Below are 15,918 nucleotides of genomic sequence, written 5' to 3'. Positions count from 1 at the left end.
ACTGGTCTGCTTAGTAAGAAACTGTGAGTTCATAAACTTTTTTGTCTATAAAAACAATGGTCCCAAACGGCTTTTAGGTAAATTGAAGGTTTCTGGATAATCAACATCAACAAAGTATAAACCTTCTGGTGGCGCAGTAACGCCAGCGACACAACGATTTTTAGCCAACAAAACTTCTTGCATCCAAACGGTTGTTTCTTGTGATTGTCCAACCCGCATTAAACTACCAACAATATTTCTTACCATATGATGTAAAAAAGCATTCGCCTTGATATCAACAATAAGGTAATCACCCTGTCGAGTTACCCGACAATGTTTTATCGTGCGAACCGCAGAATGAGACTGACAATGTACGGTACGAAAAGAGGTAAAATCATGCTGACCAAGAAGGTAATCGGCGCCTTGCTGCATAAGGTTTTCATCTAAGGCATAGTGACAATGGCTGATGCCATGACTTAATATAGCTGAACGTAGCGGTTTATTATAAATGATATACCGGTAGTTTCTCGCGGTGGCACTAAAACGTGCATGAAATTCTTCATCAACTTGTTTTACCCATGCAACAGCAATATCAGCAGGTAAGTGGGTATTAACGCCTAAAGTCCAAGCTACATCTTTACGCTTTTTTAAAGTATCAAAATGAATCACTTGATTAGTCGCATTCACGCCGGTATCTGTACGCCCCGCACAAACAACCGCTATCGGCTCATCAGCGATTATTGATAATGCTTTCTCTACTTTTTCTTGTACTGTGATAGCGTTATTTTGCCGTTGCCAGCCACAATAATTTTTACCATCATACTCAATGCCTAACGCGTAACGCATGTAAACTTGCCTTTCTAATAAGGAGAATGTTTTCGCTGCACATTATCCTTTATTTTACCCAGTTAGGCTATTTTATACTTAACTTTCTGCTCTGGAAATTTAGCGCTTTACAGTGAATCTAATAATGCTTTCGCCTCAACTTGCTGACTTGCATCACCCTTTACCATGACTTCTTGTAAGATTACTTGAGCATTTTCTTCATCACTCATTTCTATATACATTTTTGCTAAATCTAATTTACTCGACATTGAGCCATCTTTATCAACATCAATACCACTGTCATTTTCAGCAAACTGTCCTAGGCCAACATCAATATTGGTTTTTTCGTAAGGCTCTGCTGTACCAACCTCATCGAAAGTATCAGAGAGCAGATCATCAACTGATACATAGTCTGGTGTTGCCTCTGTTGCTTTTACGCTTGGCAGACTCTCTTCGCCAAGACTTTCTTCAGTGAGGTCGTCACCAATATCATCAAGGATTAATTCAACTTCATCATCAGTTGATGTACTTGGAGCCGACTCCTCTTCAATATTAGCCAGCAGTTCATCAAAATCGACATTATCTAACTCTTCAATTATGTCTAGAGCATCAGCGCTTTCAATGATCTCTTCTTCCTCCAATTCAGCCGTCTCGGCCAATAGATCAGCTAAAACCTCTTCATCAGAAAAATCAGGCGCTAATTCAATACCTTCAAAAGGGCTTACTTCTGCTTGTTCTTCTGATTGCCCAGCCGTGTCATCTAACGCTTCTTCTGCCAGTAATTGAGTTAATGCTGACTCAGTAAGTGATTCATCACTTTGTTCATTAGATACTTCATCTGCTACATAATCCGTTAAGCTATCACCAATATCTTCTTGCGTGGCTGCTTGCTCATTTTCAACAACTTCATCTTCACTTTGTGTATCAGCAATGAGGGCATCAATATCTAGTTCATCATCGACTTCAACGCTGTCAGTACTCGCGGGCTCTTCAGTAGCTAACTCCGCTTCATTTTGTTTAGCGAGAATATCGCTAAAGTCTGCGGTGAGAAATGGTGTGACATATTCGGCAGTAAACTCGGCAATTTTAGCTTCATTTTCTGCGATTTCTTTTTGGATTTGTAACTCTTCGGCACTTAATTCACTATCTTGTGCCATTGCCTTATCCTCAGTATCTTGTTCAGCCACTGCCATATCAGATTTTTCTTGATTCTCTGGCTCTGTCACATCTGCTTGCTTCGGCATAGGAGCGTTATCTGACATAGAGGCTAGCAGCGCATCGATATCATCGGGATCTGTGACATCAACGTCTTCAATTGGCTCTGCAACCTTTTCTTCGGCAGGTGCATCACTTGCCTGAACACTTTCCCGTTCAGAAACAGAGTCAAGCAAAGCATCAATATCATCGGGGTCAGTTACATCAACTGGTTCTTCGACAGGCTCTTCAGCAATAGGAGCAACAGCTGAAGCAAGCAAAGCATCAATATCATCAGGGTCAGTTACATCAACTGGTTCTTTGGCTTTTTCTTCGACTGGCTCTTCAGCAACAGGAGCAGCTGAGGCAAGCAAAGCATCAATATCATCGGGGTCAGTTACATCAACTGGTTCTTCGGCTTTTTCCTCAACAGGAGCAGAAGCAGAGGCAAGTAAAGCATCAATATCATCCGGATCAGTTACATCAGCAGGAGCTTCACTTGCTTTATCCGAAACTGATTCGAGCAGCGCATCGATATCATCTGGGTCGGTGACATCTGCAGGGGTATCATTTGCCTGATCAGAAACTGATTCGAGCAGCGCATCGATATCATCTGGGTCAGTTACCTCTGCCGTTTCTATTTTTTCTTCTTTCACCTGTTCGAGAGGTTGTTCGACTTTGTCTTCACTAGGACCTTCAACAGCTATGTCGTCATCATCAAGATCGTCTAAACCACCAAGCAGGTCATCTAAGTCATCTTGACTTAATTCACCACCTTCAAGCTCATCTTCTTGCTTATTTTTTTCATCATCGGTTGAAGGCTTATCAGAGTCTGGAGCGTCATCATCTAATCCGGATAATAAGGAGTCTAAGTCATCTTGAGCTAGTTCGCCGCCTTCAAGAACACCGTTGTCACTCTCATCATCTAATAATATATCTTCAAGATCGTCGAGATCATCTAGACTATCATCGTCATCTAAATGAATAACCTCGTCATCAAGTAACTTGTCATCATCATTTTCAATGAGATCTATTGAAAGATCATCATCTAAATCTAACTCATCATCGAGAGATAATTCATCATCCAATGATAAGTCATCGCTTAAATCCAGTTCATCATCCAAGCTCAACTCATTGTCTAATGACAATTCATTATCAAGTGGCAGCTCTTCCGATTCTGTTGCTTTTTTAGCTGCAGGTGTTTTCTTTTTGCTATCTAACTCACTAAAAAATGCTTCATCTGAGACTTGTTGCCTACGTTTAAACAAAAAACCCAATAAACCGAGAATTAATAGCGCTGGCAATGTGCCCATAACGATCTTAAACCACAAGCTTGAAGTAATGTCTTGCTCAGCTAGCTCGGCAAGTTGTTTTTCGAGTAGCAGTTCTTTTTCTCGAGCTTCCGCTTTTGCTAATAAGGCTTGCTGCAACCTGATCATATCATCCATTTGCAACTTGATTTCTTTGCCTTTAGCCACCTCATTTTGCATAACACCAAGCTTGTCATTAAAAGAGGTCAGTTGCTGACGTAAATGATCATTTTCTTTTAATATGGCTTGCAGGCCATCAATTGAGTCTAAGACGTCATTTTGAATAGTTTCTAAACGCTTTTGCTGTTCATTATCAATTTTTGTCAATTGCTCGTTGATTTGAGTTTTTACCGTATCTAAATCTTTTTTATTAACACTAGGCTCGGTGATTAACACCTTTTTAGTTACTTTCGGTTGAGCTTTTTGCCAAGTTTTACTGTCTCGGGCTGATTTCTTTTTCGCACTTGCAGTATTAACCGCCATCATGTTATTAAACGATGGGATTTTTAAATATTGTCCTTCAATTAAGTGGTTGATATTACTATCAACAAACGCTTGTGGGTTTTCTTGATATAGCGCCTGCATTACCTGGTAAACACTCAAGCGAGTATCAGGTTTCACTCTAGTGGCAATATTCCACAAAGTATCTTTTGAGGTGATGGGGCCATAACGGTCATAAGGAAAAACATCACTACTTTTAGGCCCGCGCATGCGAATGCCGCGCTCTTCTTCTGCACTAACTGGGAAATGAGCAGTGAGTATGCCAATAATAATCGCCTGCCATAGGCACAGGCGTAATAATTTTTGCATCAGGATTCCTAATTAAGCTAATTTAACTATTTTATGTTACGAGCGCTAATCAATATATTTTGGCGCCAAAAAAATACCGCTTTACTCCACCTTTATCAGATAAAGCTTATCTCAAAGATAAAATGCAATGTTTATTCCAAAAAATCATTAACTAACAAGATAATAGCAAATTCACTCAATAAGTCTTCTATTTTTGTAACTGTTCCGTAAACAAAACCCTCTATGCGCTAGCGTTGTAAATAATTAGCTAGAGGCCTTAACTAACTTGTACTCTGGATAAGCAGCGCTTGCCTGAGTAATAAGTTATTTATCTAGAGCTAATAGAGCTATTAACCGAAAAAAACTCGCCGTGCACTATATTGCTCGACGAGTTTTGTTTATCTTTCTTAGCTTTATATAACTTAAAGTTACTTAATTAATATAGTTAAGTAACTTAGCTCACTAGCTTAAATAATCTTTTACCAATAATTCAGCGATCTGGATACTATTAGTTGCCGCCCCTTTGCGAACATTATCGGCAACAACCCACATATTAATGCCGCAATTGTGACTGATATCTTCACGAATCCGGCCAACATAAGTATCATCCTTACCACTAGCATCACCAATTTGGGTTGGAAAGTCTTCATCATTACGACAAAGCACTACACCAGGAGCTTGTTCTAATAAGTCTTTAACTTCATCGGCTGAAATAGGTGAGTTAGTTTCAATGTGTAAAGCTTCGCCATGACCAAAAAATACCGGTACACGTACTGCCGTTGGGTTAACTAATATGTTTTCATCACCTAATATCTTCTTAGTTTCCCAAACCATCTTCATTTCTTCTTTGGTGTAACCGTTTTCTAAGAAGACATCGATTTGTGGAATTACATTAAAAGCGATTTGACGAGAAAAGTTTTTACTTTCTACTGGCTTGCCACTTAATAAAGCAGCTGTTTGCTTGGCTAATTCATCCATAGACTCTTTGCCGCCACCAGAAACTGACTGGTAAGTACAAACATTTACTCGGCTAATACCTACAGCATCATAAATAGGCTTTAACGCCATCATCATTTGAATGGTTGAACAATTAGGGTTCGCGATTATATTGCGATTGCGATAATCAGCTAACGCTTCTGGGTTGACTTCAGGCACAATAAGAGGAATATCTGCGTCATAACGAAACTCTGAAGTATTATCGATAACGATACAACCAGCTTCACCCGCTATTGGTGCGAACTTAGCAGAAATGTCGCCTCCTGCTGAAAAGAAACCAATTTGCGCTTGGCTCCAATCAAAATGTTCAGCATCAAGCACTTCAATACTTTCGCCATTAAACTCAATGATCTCACCAGCAGAGCGAGCACTTGCTAATGGATAAAGTTTATTAATTGGGAAATCTCTTTCTTCTAAGATTTCCATAATGGTTTTGCCAACTAATCCTGTTGCGCCAAGTATACATACATCAAATTTCTGTGCCATGATTCTCTCTCTAGTTGGACGTTTTACTAAAACCTAAGCGATGTGGCACATCACTTTCGGTATTGGATGACAAGTTAACAGTAACCGCGGAAAACTCCCTGCGAACGGGGTAATTTTTACGTAAACTGTCAAAACCTTGTATTGATAACTGTTGACGAAATATTGCATCGTCTCGCCTAACATCGTAAACCATTTTAACAAGCTGGTTTAGTAGTATTTGACTAAATTCTTGATTAATTTCAATTGTAGGGATACTTGCTGACGGTAAAAAATTTGCTAGCTGATATTTCGGCTCAACCTTAAGCTGTTGACATAATGCCTGATAGAGCATTTCACTACCACGAGCTTTTCCTTCTAAGCTATAACCCGCAATGTGTGCTGTGGCTATTTCGGTAAAAGGAATCAGTGCAGTAAGAACATCGGGCTCTCCTTGCCAAACATCAAGCACAACTTTTAAGCCATGCCCTGCCTTTTTAAGCGCCAATAAAGCGTGGTTATCTATAACATCACCACGACAAGCACTGATCAATATTTGCTCGTCGCGCAGCTGTGCTAAATTATCTTTATTTAATAATTGGTATGTTGGGTGTTCACCACCAACCACCTTAGGCACATGCAAGGAAATCACATCACAGGCTAATACTTCCTGCAGTGATACATAAATGCGTTTATCTACTTCAGTTTCGCTAATGTCTTGCGCTTGTTTGTTAATCTGCTCTTGGGCCTGCTTTGCAGCAAGCAGTGGGTCGCATATTTTATGTCCAATACCCAATGCCGTTAGTTTTTCACTTAAACGAGTACCGGTATTACCACCACCGACAATACCGACGGTTAATGACGATAAATCAAGTAAATAGCGTTCAGCTAAAACCACTAATGCACTCAAAACATATTCAGCCACTGAAACAGCATTACAACCTGGTGCTGAATGAAAGGAGATATTTCGTTTAGCTAAGTAGTCTTTATCAATATGATCTGTACCGATAGTAGCACTACCAACAAAGGCGAGTTTATCGTTAAGGTGCAGTAACTGCTCATTAACCTGAGTAATTGAGCGTACCAATAGCACATCAGCATCAGCAACTTGCTCTGCGGTTAATGTGCGGCCAGAGAACGGCACTAACTCGCCCTGCTCTACGTCATTGCTACCATCACTATTAGCAAAACGATGGTGACAAAGTTCACTAAAAAATTCTTCGGCAAAAGGCATATTTTCATCAAAATATATTTTCATTGATTTTAACTAACTGGCTTGAGGCATTAAAGGGCGTAATTATACGCTTATTTAGCGATTAAGTACTAGATTAAGACAAGCAGATATCCCTAGAAAAAACCACTTCTGAAACGAAAAAACCACATTAAGCATTACTTAATGTGGTTTTTTTATCGCTAGAAAGTCATGACTTAGCACATGAGTAACTTTGTCTAAATCAGCAGCCTAGCGGATAAAATATAAATTTATTTATATTTCTTCATTACTAAGGTGGCATTAGTACCACCAAAACCGAAGCTGTTAGACATAATAAGATCTAATTCAACATCACGTTTTTCAGTAACAATATCTAGGCCCTGTGCTTTTTCATCTAAATTTTCAATGTTAATTGATGGCGCAACAAAGCTGTGTTCCATCATTAAAATTGAGTAAATAGCTTCGTGAACACCAGCCGCGCCAAGTGCATGACCTGTCATTGCTTTGGTCGCGCTAATTGCTGGTGAATCATCACCAAATAATTCTTGAATTGCGCCTAATTCTTTAACATCGCCTACCGGAGTAGAAGTACCGTGGGTATTTAAGTAATCAATTTTACCTTCAACACCTTGCATAGCTTGTTGCATACAACGCACCGCGCCTTCACCACTTGGTGCTACCATGTCATAACCATCAGAAGTTGCGCCATAGCCGACAAGTTCCGCATAGATATGTGCACCACGAGCAAGGGCATGTTCAAGTTCTTCAACAACAACCATACCGCCGCCGCCAGAAATAACAAAACCGTCACGGTCAGCATCATAAGTACGTGATGCTAGTTCAGGTGTATCATTACGACCCGCTGATAATGCGCCCATGCCATCAAACATCATAGCAAGTGACCAATGAACTTCTTCACCACCACCAGCAAAAACGATATCTTGTTTACCTAATTGGATAAGCTCCATAGCGTTACCAATACAGTGAGCACTCGTTGCACAAGCAGAGCTAATTGAATAGTTAACGCCTTTAATTTTAAATGGCGTAGCTAAACAAGCTGACACTGTACTACCCATAGTTTTAGGTACGGCATAAGGGCCAACACGACGAATACCACGGCTACGTAATGTATCTGTTGAAGCAACAATATTCTCTGATGACGCGCCGCCTGAGCCAGCAACAATACCAGTACGAACATTTGAGATTTGCTCTTCAGTTAGCTTGGCATCTTTAACTGCTTGGTCCATAGCAATGTAGGCATAACCTGCCGCATCACCCATAAAACGAACAGCTTTACGGTCAATGTGATCTTTAATCTCTACAGTTGGCTTACCCCAAACATTACTTCTCAAGCCTTGCTCCGCAAAACTTTCAGAATGAGTGATACCTGACTTACCAGCTTTTAATGAGGCTAATACTTCATCAGTATTATTACCAATACTTGAGACAATACCTAAGCCTGTTATTACGACACGTTTCATTTAACTAACCATCTATAATTATAAAATTTTGCGCTATTATACTCGAAATAGCCGTTGAACTGGTAGTACTAGTTGCTCATCACAACGTAAACCAGCGTACACTTGTACACCATAATATGATATCCATTCTGATTTATCTATGACATTTTAACTTATCAATCGTTATTTTCTGTTCAATATCAATATATCGGATGAAATATATAAGGTAAACTAGCCTTAAACATGCACTAAAACTATCACTTAAGCAAAAGAATTTTTCATGAAAAAACTAGATAAAACAAATGCCCGCAGTAAGTTATCCTACCAAGAAGATGGTAGCCCTTATTGCCAGCGTTTTGATGAAGTTTATTTTGATAGAGAGTATGGTTACCAACAAAGTGATTTTATTTTCATACAAAAAAGTCACATAAAACTACGTTTACAAGCAGCAGAAAAAACTTTCACCGTAGCTGAAACAGGCTTTGGTACCGGCTTAAATTTTCTATTAACCTTACAGGCGTACCAAAAAGCGCAACTAGCCTCAACGACACCACTTGCTCCCTTGCATTTCATTAGTGTTGAGAAATATCCGCTGTCAAAAAAGCAACTAGTTCAGTCTTTATCTCTATTGCCGCAATTAGAGCAATTAGCTTTAGCACTCACCAATAGTTACCCCGAAGGTGCTGTAGAGCAATTTGAACAAGAGTTTCAAGCAACATTTTTAAATGGCCAAGTACGTTTAACACTTATATTTGATGATGCAGCCTTAGGTTACTCTTCGCTAAGGTGCTCAAAACATGGCTTAGTCGATGCTTGGTATTTAGATGGTTTTGCTCCACAAAAAAATCCTGACATGTGGAGCAGTGATTTATTTGTTCAAATTGGTCGGCTGTCAAAAGAGCAAGCGACACTCACCACATGTACTACAGCAGATTTTGTAAAAAGACAGCTAGGCGATATCGGCTTTCGCTTTGAACAGCCATTAGCCGCCGATAAAGACCAAGCGATGCTAGTTGCTATCATGCAAAGTAACCCGTTAACACATAAAGGTTACCAATTAAGACCCGCGATTATAAAACCTAAACATGTGAGTATTATTGGCGGCGGTATTGCTTCGGCGTGCTTAGCTTATGCGCTCACTAAACAAGGGGTAGACGTTACCTTATATTGTAAAGATACCTCACTTGCTCAAGGTGCTTCAAGTAATGCTATTGGCGCTTTATACCCTTTATTGCACCAACAAAAAGATGATATCAGTGCTTTTTATCAGCAGGCCTTCTGGCGTGCTAAAGCGCTCTATACAGAAATTGCTGAGCAAGGCCATTCATTCGACCATCAATGGTGTGGTTTATTAGAAGTATCTTATAAATCAGCATTAGCGAAAAGACAATTAACATTTGAACAGCTGAATACTTGGCCTAAAGAACTAATCCATGGTGTTAATGCTAAACAAGCCAGTGACCTTGCCAATATAGAATTACCTTATGGCGGACTTTTTATGCCTAACGCCGGCTGGATATCACCGCAAGACTTAGTTAAAAAAATGTTTAACGCGGCTAAAACAAGTAACCGCTTAAAAATAGTGACCGATACCCATATTACTAAGATACAACAAGTGCCTAGCTTAACTGCAGCTAGCACTGTAGGAGAAAGCAGTACGGCTGATAAAAGCGGCACCACAAATGAAAGTAGTACCTCATGGCGTTTATCGAGTAAACAAGGCGAATTTAACGCCAGGGTTTTGGTCATCTGCGGCGGCGCAGACTCAATTGAAATTGAGCAACTAAAATCCCTGCCACTGACAGCTACCCGCGGTCAAATCACCAGTATGACGACAAATAGCAAGATAAATAAGCTAGCTACCGTTATATGTCATAAAGGCTACTTAACCCCAGAAAATAAAGGCATCCACTGTATAGGTGCAACTTTTCAGAAAAATGATACCAATATCATCCCGAATAAGGCTGATGATAACTATAACTTAACTATGTTAGACAAGTGTTTACCCGAGTTATCGGCGACAATAAATTGGCAAGAACAAGATATTTCTGCCCGTAAGGCGAGATTACGCTGTATGTCGCAAGACCACCTGCCCCTAGTTGGCGCAGTGCCCAATATCAGTGAACATATAAAAGCTTATCCACATTTAGCCAAAGATAAGAATTGGAAATACAGTCAGCCTGCGCCGTGTATAGATAACCTCTATGTTTTACTTGGGCTTGGTGCCCGTGGCCTGTGCTCAGCGCCGTTAGCTGCCGATATTTTAACAGCCGAGTTATGTAACATTCCCTACCCTATGGATAACCAAATGATATTTAACTTAAGCCCTAACCGCTTTATCATCAGAGACATTATTAAAAGAAAAGTCTCTGAGTAAAGATCGTGTATGCTGTAGGTAATACCCATCGAATTTTTTCTCACTATGTTCAAAAACATCAAAACAATAACCAGTATTATCAATTCATTACAACAGTTTACACTGGTAATGATGGTGGGGTTATTTTGTAATTCAGCTTTGGCAAGCGAAGCTGAAATTTCTGAAAGTAACATTACTGAAAATAACATTGCTGAAAGTAGTGTTGAAGGTAATATTGGCGAAAGTAACACTGAAAAAAACACGTCCAATAAAATACGAGTTTTATTTGTTAACCCATCCATTGAAAACGACCCTTTTTGGCATAAAATAGAGCTGATAACCAAACAAGCCGCTACTGAGCTAAATATTGACTTAGCAATTATTCATGGTTATGGCACGCGTTTTTTCCAATTAGAAGAGTTAACAAAGTACTTTGAGCAGAACCCAGCCCCAGATTACATTGTCTTAATAAACTATCCTGGCCATGCAAAATTAACTATGGATTTTCTCCAGCAGCAACAAGTGAAAGTAATAACCTTAGAGCAAACCATAGCTAAAGAAGAAAAGACCCTTATTGGTACTCCTGGCAGTAAATATAAAAATTGGCTTGGTGAAATATATTTCAATAATAGCAATGCTGGCTACATGCTTGCAAAATCATTGATAAATATGGTTAAAAGCGCTAACAAAAAACCTATTGTCGCCGGAATCAGTGGTCATTTTGGTTCAGAATCTAACTTAAGAAATAGCGGATTACAAAAGGCAATCAAGGAGAGTGGTGCTCAATTAACGCAAATTGTTCATGCTGGCTGGTCTGCAGAGGACGCCTATCAAAAGACAATAGGATTATTAAAACGCTATCCTAATATCAACATCATTTGGTGTGCCTCTGATCATATGGCCTTAGCAGTTGTTGACGCTATTGAAGACAGCGGCAAGCTAGCAGGTGTTGATATTATAGTAGGTGGTTTTGATTGGACGCCAAAAGCAATAATAAGCATAAATAACCGTAAGTTGACGGCAAGTATTGGCGGCCACTTTATGATGGGAGCTATGGCAATAATGGCTATTTCTAATGAAGAGCAAGGCATAAGTCATAATATTTTTGTCGATGAACGCTACAATAGCTTTGAACTAGCTCTTATTAGCAAAAAAAATATTAGTAAATACATTCACTTACTGCAAAGCGAAACACTGACCCAAGTAAGTTTTAAAGAGCTGGTGCAACTTTATAGCACTAGAGCGGGTAAATCATCGGGCAACTTGTTAGAAAAAAGCTCTCTAAAAAAGAGTAACATCAATCACTAACCCCTCATTATAAATATAAAAGTGCGTAAAGCTTGGACTAAAGTGGAAACCGCTGTTGAACCTTCAGCCAAAAATTAGTCACTATAGCGTGATCTTGTGGTGATAATTCGGTTTTAGCTTGAGTTAATTTTTCGTTTACTCCTGCAACCAAGGCACTTGTAATAGCTTGGCTCTCATCGCCAAACTCGGTAGCCACTAGAGAAAATAATCCGCGCAAGTAACCTCCCGAAAATAATGTATCACTGTCAGTATCATCTAGATCGAATAAACCATCTAAATACTGATAAAAATCGGCAATGGTCGTTAATTTCTCACTTGAATTGTTTGAAGAGCTTGTATTTGTTGGCATGTAAATCACTTTAAATATGTTAAGTTATAAAATTATTGTTACTTTTACTGAGGGCTAGCAAGTGGATAAAGCACTTGGTCTTTATAGCCTGTCGTTATTGGCATAAATCCAGCGAGCAGCTGATCTAGCTCGCTATCGCCGGTATCGCTAATCAATGGCTTATTTGCCAAAGCCGCTAATTTAGCTTTAGTGGCGATAATGATAATATTCTCACGGCCCCCTGGTTGCGCTAAAATAGCACGAATGACACGGGGACTTAATTGCTGATTACCTCGACCAAAAACATGACCTTGGCCACCAATTAAGGTGATAACCAGTTTGCTAATACCTTGATAAGCAGTGATCGCTCTAAAGAGTTCAGCTTCAGTGACATCCGCGGCGGTAAGTGACTGCTCTGTGATTATATCAACACCGAGCAAGGTATTAACAAGATTCAATTCTGCCATTAAAAAAGCAGTAGTAGAGCCAGAGCCGATGATAAACTGCCTATCATCATAATCGTTCATTTCTTCGATAATATTGGCGGCAATATCTTGCAGCACAAATTCATCACTTTCTTTACCGCCCGATTTAACGGCTTGCACATAGCGTAATTCACTGGGAATTTTCATCTCGCTATAACGCTTGGCTTTAACGATACCTTGTCTAAATAAACTCTCATCGATATCCATGACATCACCAGTGGTTAACGTCACTAACTCCTTGGTGACCATCAATTCAATAATACGACCTGCGGCTTTAGGCGTTATGGCATAAACACCAGAATGAATTTTACAACCCGCCGGTATACCTAACACTGGCACTTGCTGATAATCATTATCATCACTGGCGACAACATTGGCAATATCTCGGGCAGTGCCATCGCCACCCGCAAATAATATAATATCTACCCCTTGGCTGAGTAAAGCCTGTGCGGCTTGCTGGCTATCTGCGCTGTTCGTCTGTTTGTGTTCTGCTTGATAAAGCACTTCAACGCTAAAACCTAACTCACGAGCACACTGTTCACCCATTTGGTCATTAGCGGTATAAATTACAATGTCATCTTGATAAGGCAGTAATATTTCCAGCGCCAATTTTGTTCGTGCATTGGCAAGGGGCTTTGCCCCTAAGGCTAAGGCATGCATAACCATGCCATCACTGCCTTTTAGAGCAACACTACCACCTATGCCGGCAATAGGGTTGATCACTAAACCTAGCTTAAATTTTTTCATGATTTTATCTGCTTAATGCTACAGCGTAAACTGTACTCTGGTTAATGGTAATGGCGTTTGATAAAAGTCAGCCAGCGCTGCAATATATATTTGTGCATCACGGGGGAAGCCTGAGCTTAAGTAAATTTCCACTTGCTGATAAACAGCCTGTTTAAATGCAACACGGTCAGTATTACCCGTGCCAGATAGGTTATCTACCGAGACATCAAATTTTTTCCCTACAGCAACACAAAACGCCCATTCAATTGCCTGTGGCTTTATTTCTACTTGTTCAAATTTCAGTTGCTGCGCTTGATCACGCCCATCTGGAATATACCAATAACCAAAGTCTTCCAATAAACGCCGCGAAGCTCCAGCCAAACACCAATGTGCAACTTCATGTAAAGCACTCGCAAAAAAACCATGAGCAAAAATTATGCGGTGATGTTCGCATGTGTCACTTATTGGCGCATATAAAGGCTCATCCTCCCCTTTAACCAACTGAGTATTCATGCTGGTAGTGAAAGTATGATTAAAAATACGGATTAAATCTTGATATTGATATGGCATGCGCAGTGCAGGTGAAAATAAAAAGCATATTCTAACTAAAAGCCTTAGTGCTTGCACTGGCTATTTTTATGAAACTGTCGAAGCTTTCATTACTCAAGGTCAAATCATCTTAACCCTGTATGTTGCTAGCCAGGCAATTATTTACCGCTAGAGGTTTTACCGTATTTACCTGTACACGTAAATGTTACATTTATGTAAATATAGATAGCTTGTTATCAATGTATCATGGTATTAATTAACAGTAGTGTCAGTTTTTAAAGATATACAAATTATCATCAAGGAAGATATCATATATGGGCTTAATTAATACGCCTAAACTCAAGGCCTTTTTTTTAATCAGTGGTAGCGAAAATAATATCAATACAGGAGAGTTTCATCATTCAATTCATCATTTTACTGGTTTAGTGCAAACCTGTAACATTGATACCACAGTAGAAAAATCATTACCTGATGACAGCCAAAGCAGAAGCTATAATTTAATTTTTATTGATTTATATCACAGCACTTGGGGTGATGTTATTCCCTTAGCCATACAAAAAACAATACATAACGTACGAACTATTTTTTTTAATGCGCCAAAAAATAAATTCGATGAAAAGAAGTTGTTATTATCAGGCCTTGCCGGTATTTTTTACCTCAATGATCGTCTTGATATTATCTTACGTGGTATCACCAAACTACAAAAAAATGAGCGCTGGTTTAAGCGAGAAACGATGAATAGTGCATTGAATGAGCTACTTAAAAAAGAGAGACGACCGAGCTTGCTCTCAGCTCTCGACCCAAAGAGACTCACACACTTACCTAGGCTTACCCGACGAGAAAACACCATAATTGGCTTGGTTTCATCGGGAGCCAAAAATCAAGAAATTGCCGATCAGCTGCACATCAGCCCTAATACGGTAAAAACCCACCTCTACAGTATTTTTCGAAAAACCAGTTCCAGAAATCGCATCGAATTGATTAGTTGGACATTAAATTATGCCGTTACTATCAATTAAAATATAAAAGTGCCCCATCCTAGTGTGGGTTAACACATTAAAAAGCCAGTGATCAGTCACTGGCTTTTTTATATCGAAGCAACTAAAAACTTAAGCTATAGTGATAGTTGTAACAAACGCATTAAATATTAGCGCCAAACGTTTCTCTTTATACCTTTAATCACTAATTCGGTAATGGCTTTTTCAATCGCTTGTTGCACACAAACATGCATAGGCTCATTGTCACTAAAGCCGCCTTCAACTTCAGCTAAGCGCTTAAAACTAACATAGCGGAAAAAACCAGCACGCATTTCTTGACTCAATACTTTTTTATTGGTTGATACTGACACCAGTACTTGTCCTGTGCGCACGTCAACGGCACGCAGATAAACCGTTATTTGATCTTCACGATAAAGCTCAGAAGCACCAATGCCGAAATATTCCGCACCAAAGCCACCGGTCCTGGTATTAGAGTCATAACTGATAATACCGCCTTCAAGGAGTATTTTTGCCGAAGTTAATGGCGGTAATTCAATATGTTCTGTGGCTTTGTTAGCTTTATTTGCCGCACGGGTAATTTTTCGCTCAGTTAATACATTTTGTAAACCTTCACGTTCCACCGGTAAAAACCAATCAGAATCGCTTAATGCTTGCATCAGAATAGATGTTGCCCCTTGTGTTACCGCGGTAGAGAATGAGCTTACATTGGCTTGTGGTTTGTATTGACCGGTTTGGTCTCGATAAGCATAAACCGAAACAGGTATTGCGCCTTTAGGTTTAGGTAGCGCCTTAAGTTCCTTAAAGCTTTCTAATGGCATCATCTTTGTCGCTAACGACTTGTCTGGCGGAATGAGGCGACTGGTCGATTCAAGTACGCTACAGGCCGATAATAAGCTGAGTAAGCCTACTAGCATAATTATTTTCATTGGCATTTTCATTG

Annotated in this window: 12 protein-coding genes; 3 read left to right on the top strand and 9 right to left on the bottom strand. The window is 39.6% G+C overall.

Annotated features, from left to right (window positions below; translation table 11 throughout):
* Positions 1-45 precede the first annotated feature (45 nt).
* The 5 genes from truA to fabB form a co-directional block, all read right to left on the bottom strand.
* A complete protein-coding gene (gene truA, locus HRT50_RS00480) occupies positions 46-825 on the bottom strand; it encodes a tRNA pseudouridine(38-40) synthase TruA (RefSeq protein ID WP_291610216.1) in 780 nt (259 codons plus the stop codon).
* Between the two features lie 107 nt (positions 826-932).
* Positions 933-4,118, bottom strand: coding sequence for a FimV/HubP family polar landmark protein (locus HRT50_RS00475; RefSeq protein ID WP_291610214.1), 3,186 nt, complete (start codon positions 4,116-4,118; stop codon positions 933-935).
* A gap of 441 nt (positions 4,119-4,559) precedes the next feature.
* Positions 4,560-5,579 (bottom strand): aspartate-semialdehyde dehydrogenase, encoded by a 1,020-nt coding sequence (locus HRT50_RS00470; RefSeq protein ID WP_291610212.1) that lies wholly within the window; start codon positions 5,577-5,579, stop codon positions 4,560-4,562.
* Between the two features lie 10 nt (positions 5,580-5,589).
* Positions 5,590-6,813, bottom strand: coding sequence for a 4-phosphoerythronate dehydrogenase (locus tag HRT50_RS00465; protein ID WP_291610210.1), 1,224 nt, complete (start codon positions 6,811-6,813; stop codon positions 5,590-5,592).
* Between the two features lie 224 nt (positions 6,814-7,037).
* Positions 7,038-8,249, bottom strand: a complete 1,212-nt coding sequence (gene fabB, locus HRT50_RS00460; RefSeq protein ID WP_291610208.1) for a beta-ketoacyl-ACP synthase I — start codon at positions 8,247-8,249, stop codon at positions 7,038-7,040.
* A gap of 259 nt (positions 8,250-8,508) precedes the next feature.
* Between fabB and mnmC the strand changes: the two genes are divergently transcribed.
* Both mnmC and HRT50_RS00450 read left to right on the top strand, forming a co-directional pair.
* Complete coding sequence (mnmC, locus tag HRT50_RS00455) at positions 8,509-10,605, top strand: bifunctional tRNA (5-methylaminomethyl-2-thiouridine)(34)-methyltransferase MnmD/FAD-dependent 5-carboxymethylaminomethyl-2-thiouridine(34) oxidoreductase MnmC (protein WP_291610206.1); 2,097 nt, start codon at positions 8,509-8,511, stop codon at positions 10,603-10,605.
* A gap of 45 nt (positions 10,606-10,650) precedes the next feature.
* Complete coding sequence (locus HRT50_RS00450; RefSeq protein ID WP_291610204.1) at positions 10,651-11,892, top strand: ABC transporter substrate-binding protein; 1,242 nt, start codon at positions 10,651-10,653, stop codon at positions 11,890-11,892.
* Between the two features lie 37 nt (positions 11,893-11,929).
* On the opposite strand, the gene HRT50_RS00445 is transcribed toward HRT50_RS00450, so the two are convergent.
* From HRT50_RS00445 to HRT50_RS00435, 3 genes are read right to left on the bottom strand one after another with little or no spacing between them, the layout of a single operon-like run.
* The gene (locus HRT50_RS00445; RefSeq protein WP_291610202.1) at positions 11,930-12,241 is read right to left on the bottom strand and encodes a YfcL family protein; all 312 of its coding nucleotides are present in this window, start codon (positions 12,239-12,241) and stop codon (positions 11,930-11,932) included.
* 44 nt (positions 12,242-12,285) lie between these two features.
* Positions 12,286-13,452 carry an ATP-NAD kinase family protein gene (locus HRT50_RS00440; RefSeq protein WP_291610200.1) on the bottom strand — a complete coding sequence of 389 codons (1,167 nt, stop codon included), beginning with the start codon at positions 13,450-13,452 and terminating at the stop codon, positions 12,286-12,288.
* Positions 13,453-13,470: 18 nt separating this feature from the next.
* Positions 13,471-14,001 carry an elongation factor P hydroxylase gene (locus HRT50_RS00435; RefSeq protein WP_291610198.1) on the bottom strand — a complete coding sequence of 177 codons (531 nt, stop codon included), beginning with the start codon at positions 13,999-14,001 and terminating at the stop codon, positions 13,471-13,473.
* Positions 14,002-14,294: 293 nt separating this feature from the next.
* On the opposite strand from HRT50_RS00435, the gene HRT50_RS00430 reads away from it, so the two are divergent.
* The gene (locus tag HRT50_RS00430; protein ID WP_291610196.1) at positions 14,295-14,999 is read left to right on the top strand and encodes a LuxR C-terminal-related transcriptional regulator; all 705 of its coding nucleotides are present in this window, start codon (positions 14,295-14,297) and stop codon (positions 14,997-14,999) included.
* Positions 15,000-15,127: 128 nt separating this feature from the next.
* Here the strand turns inward: HRT50_RS00430 and HRT50_RS00425 are convergent, their stop codons facing one another.
* Positions 15,128-15,904 carry a CsgG/HfaB family protein gene (locus HRT50_RS00425; RefSeq protein WP_291610290.1) on the bottom strand — a complete coding sequence of 259 codons (777 nt, stop codon included), beginning with the start codon at positions 15,902-15,904 and terminating at the stop codon, positions 15,128-15,130.
* Positions 15,905-15,918: the final 14 nt, after the last annotated feature.

It is taken from the genome of Colwellia sp., from assembly GCF_013215345.1.
Classification (GTDB): domain Bacteria; phylum Pseudomonadota; class Gammaproteobacteria; order Enterobacterales; family Alteromonadaceae; genus Colwellia.
This window is presented reverse-complemented; position numbering and strand designations above follow the sequence as displayed.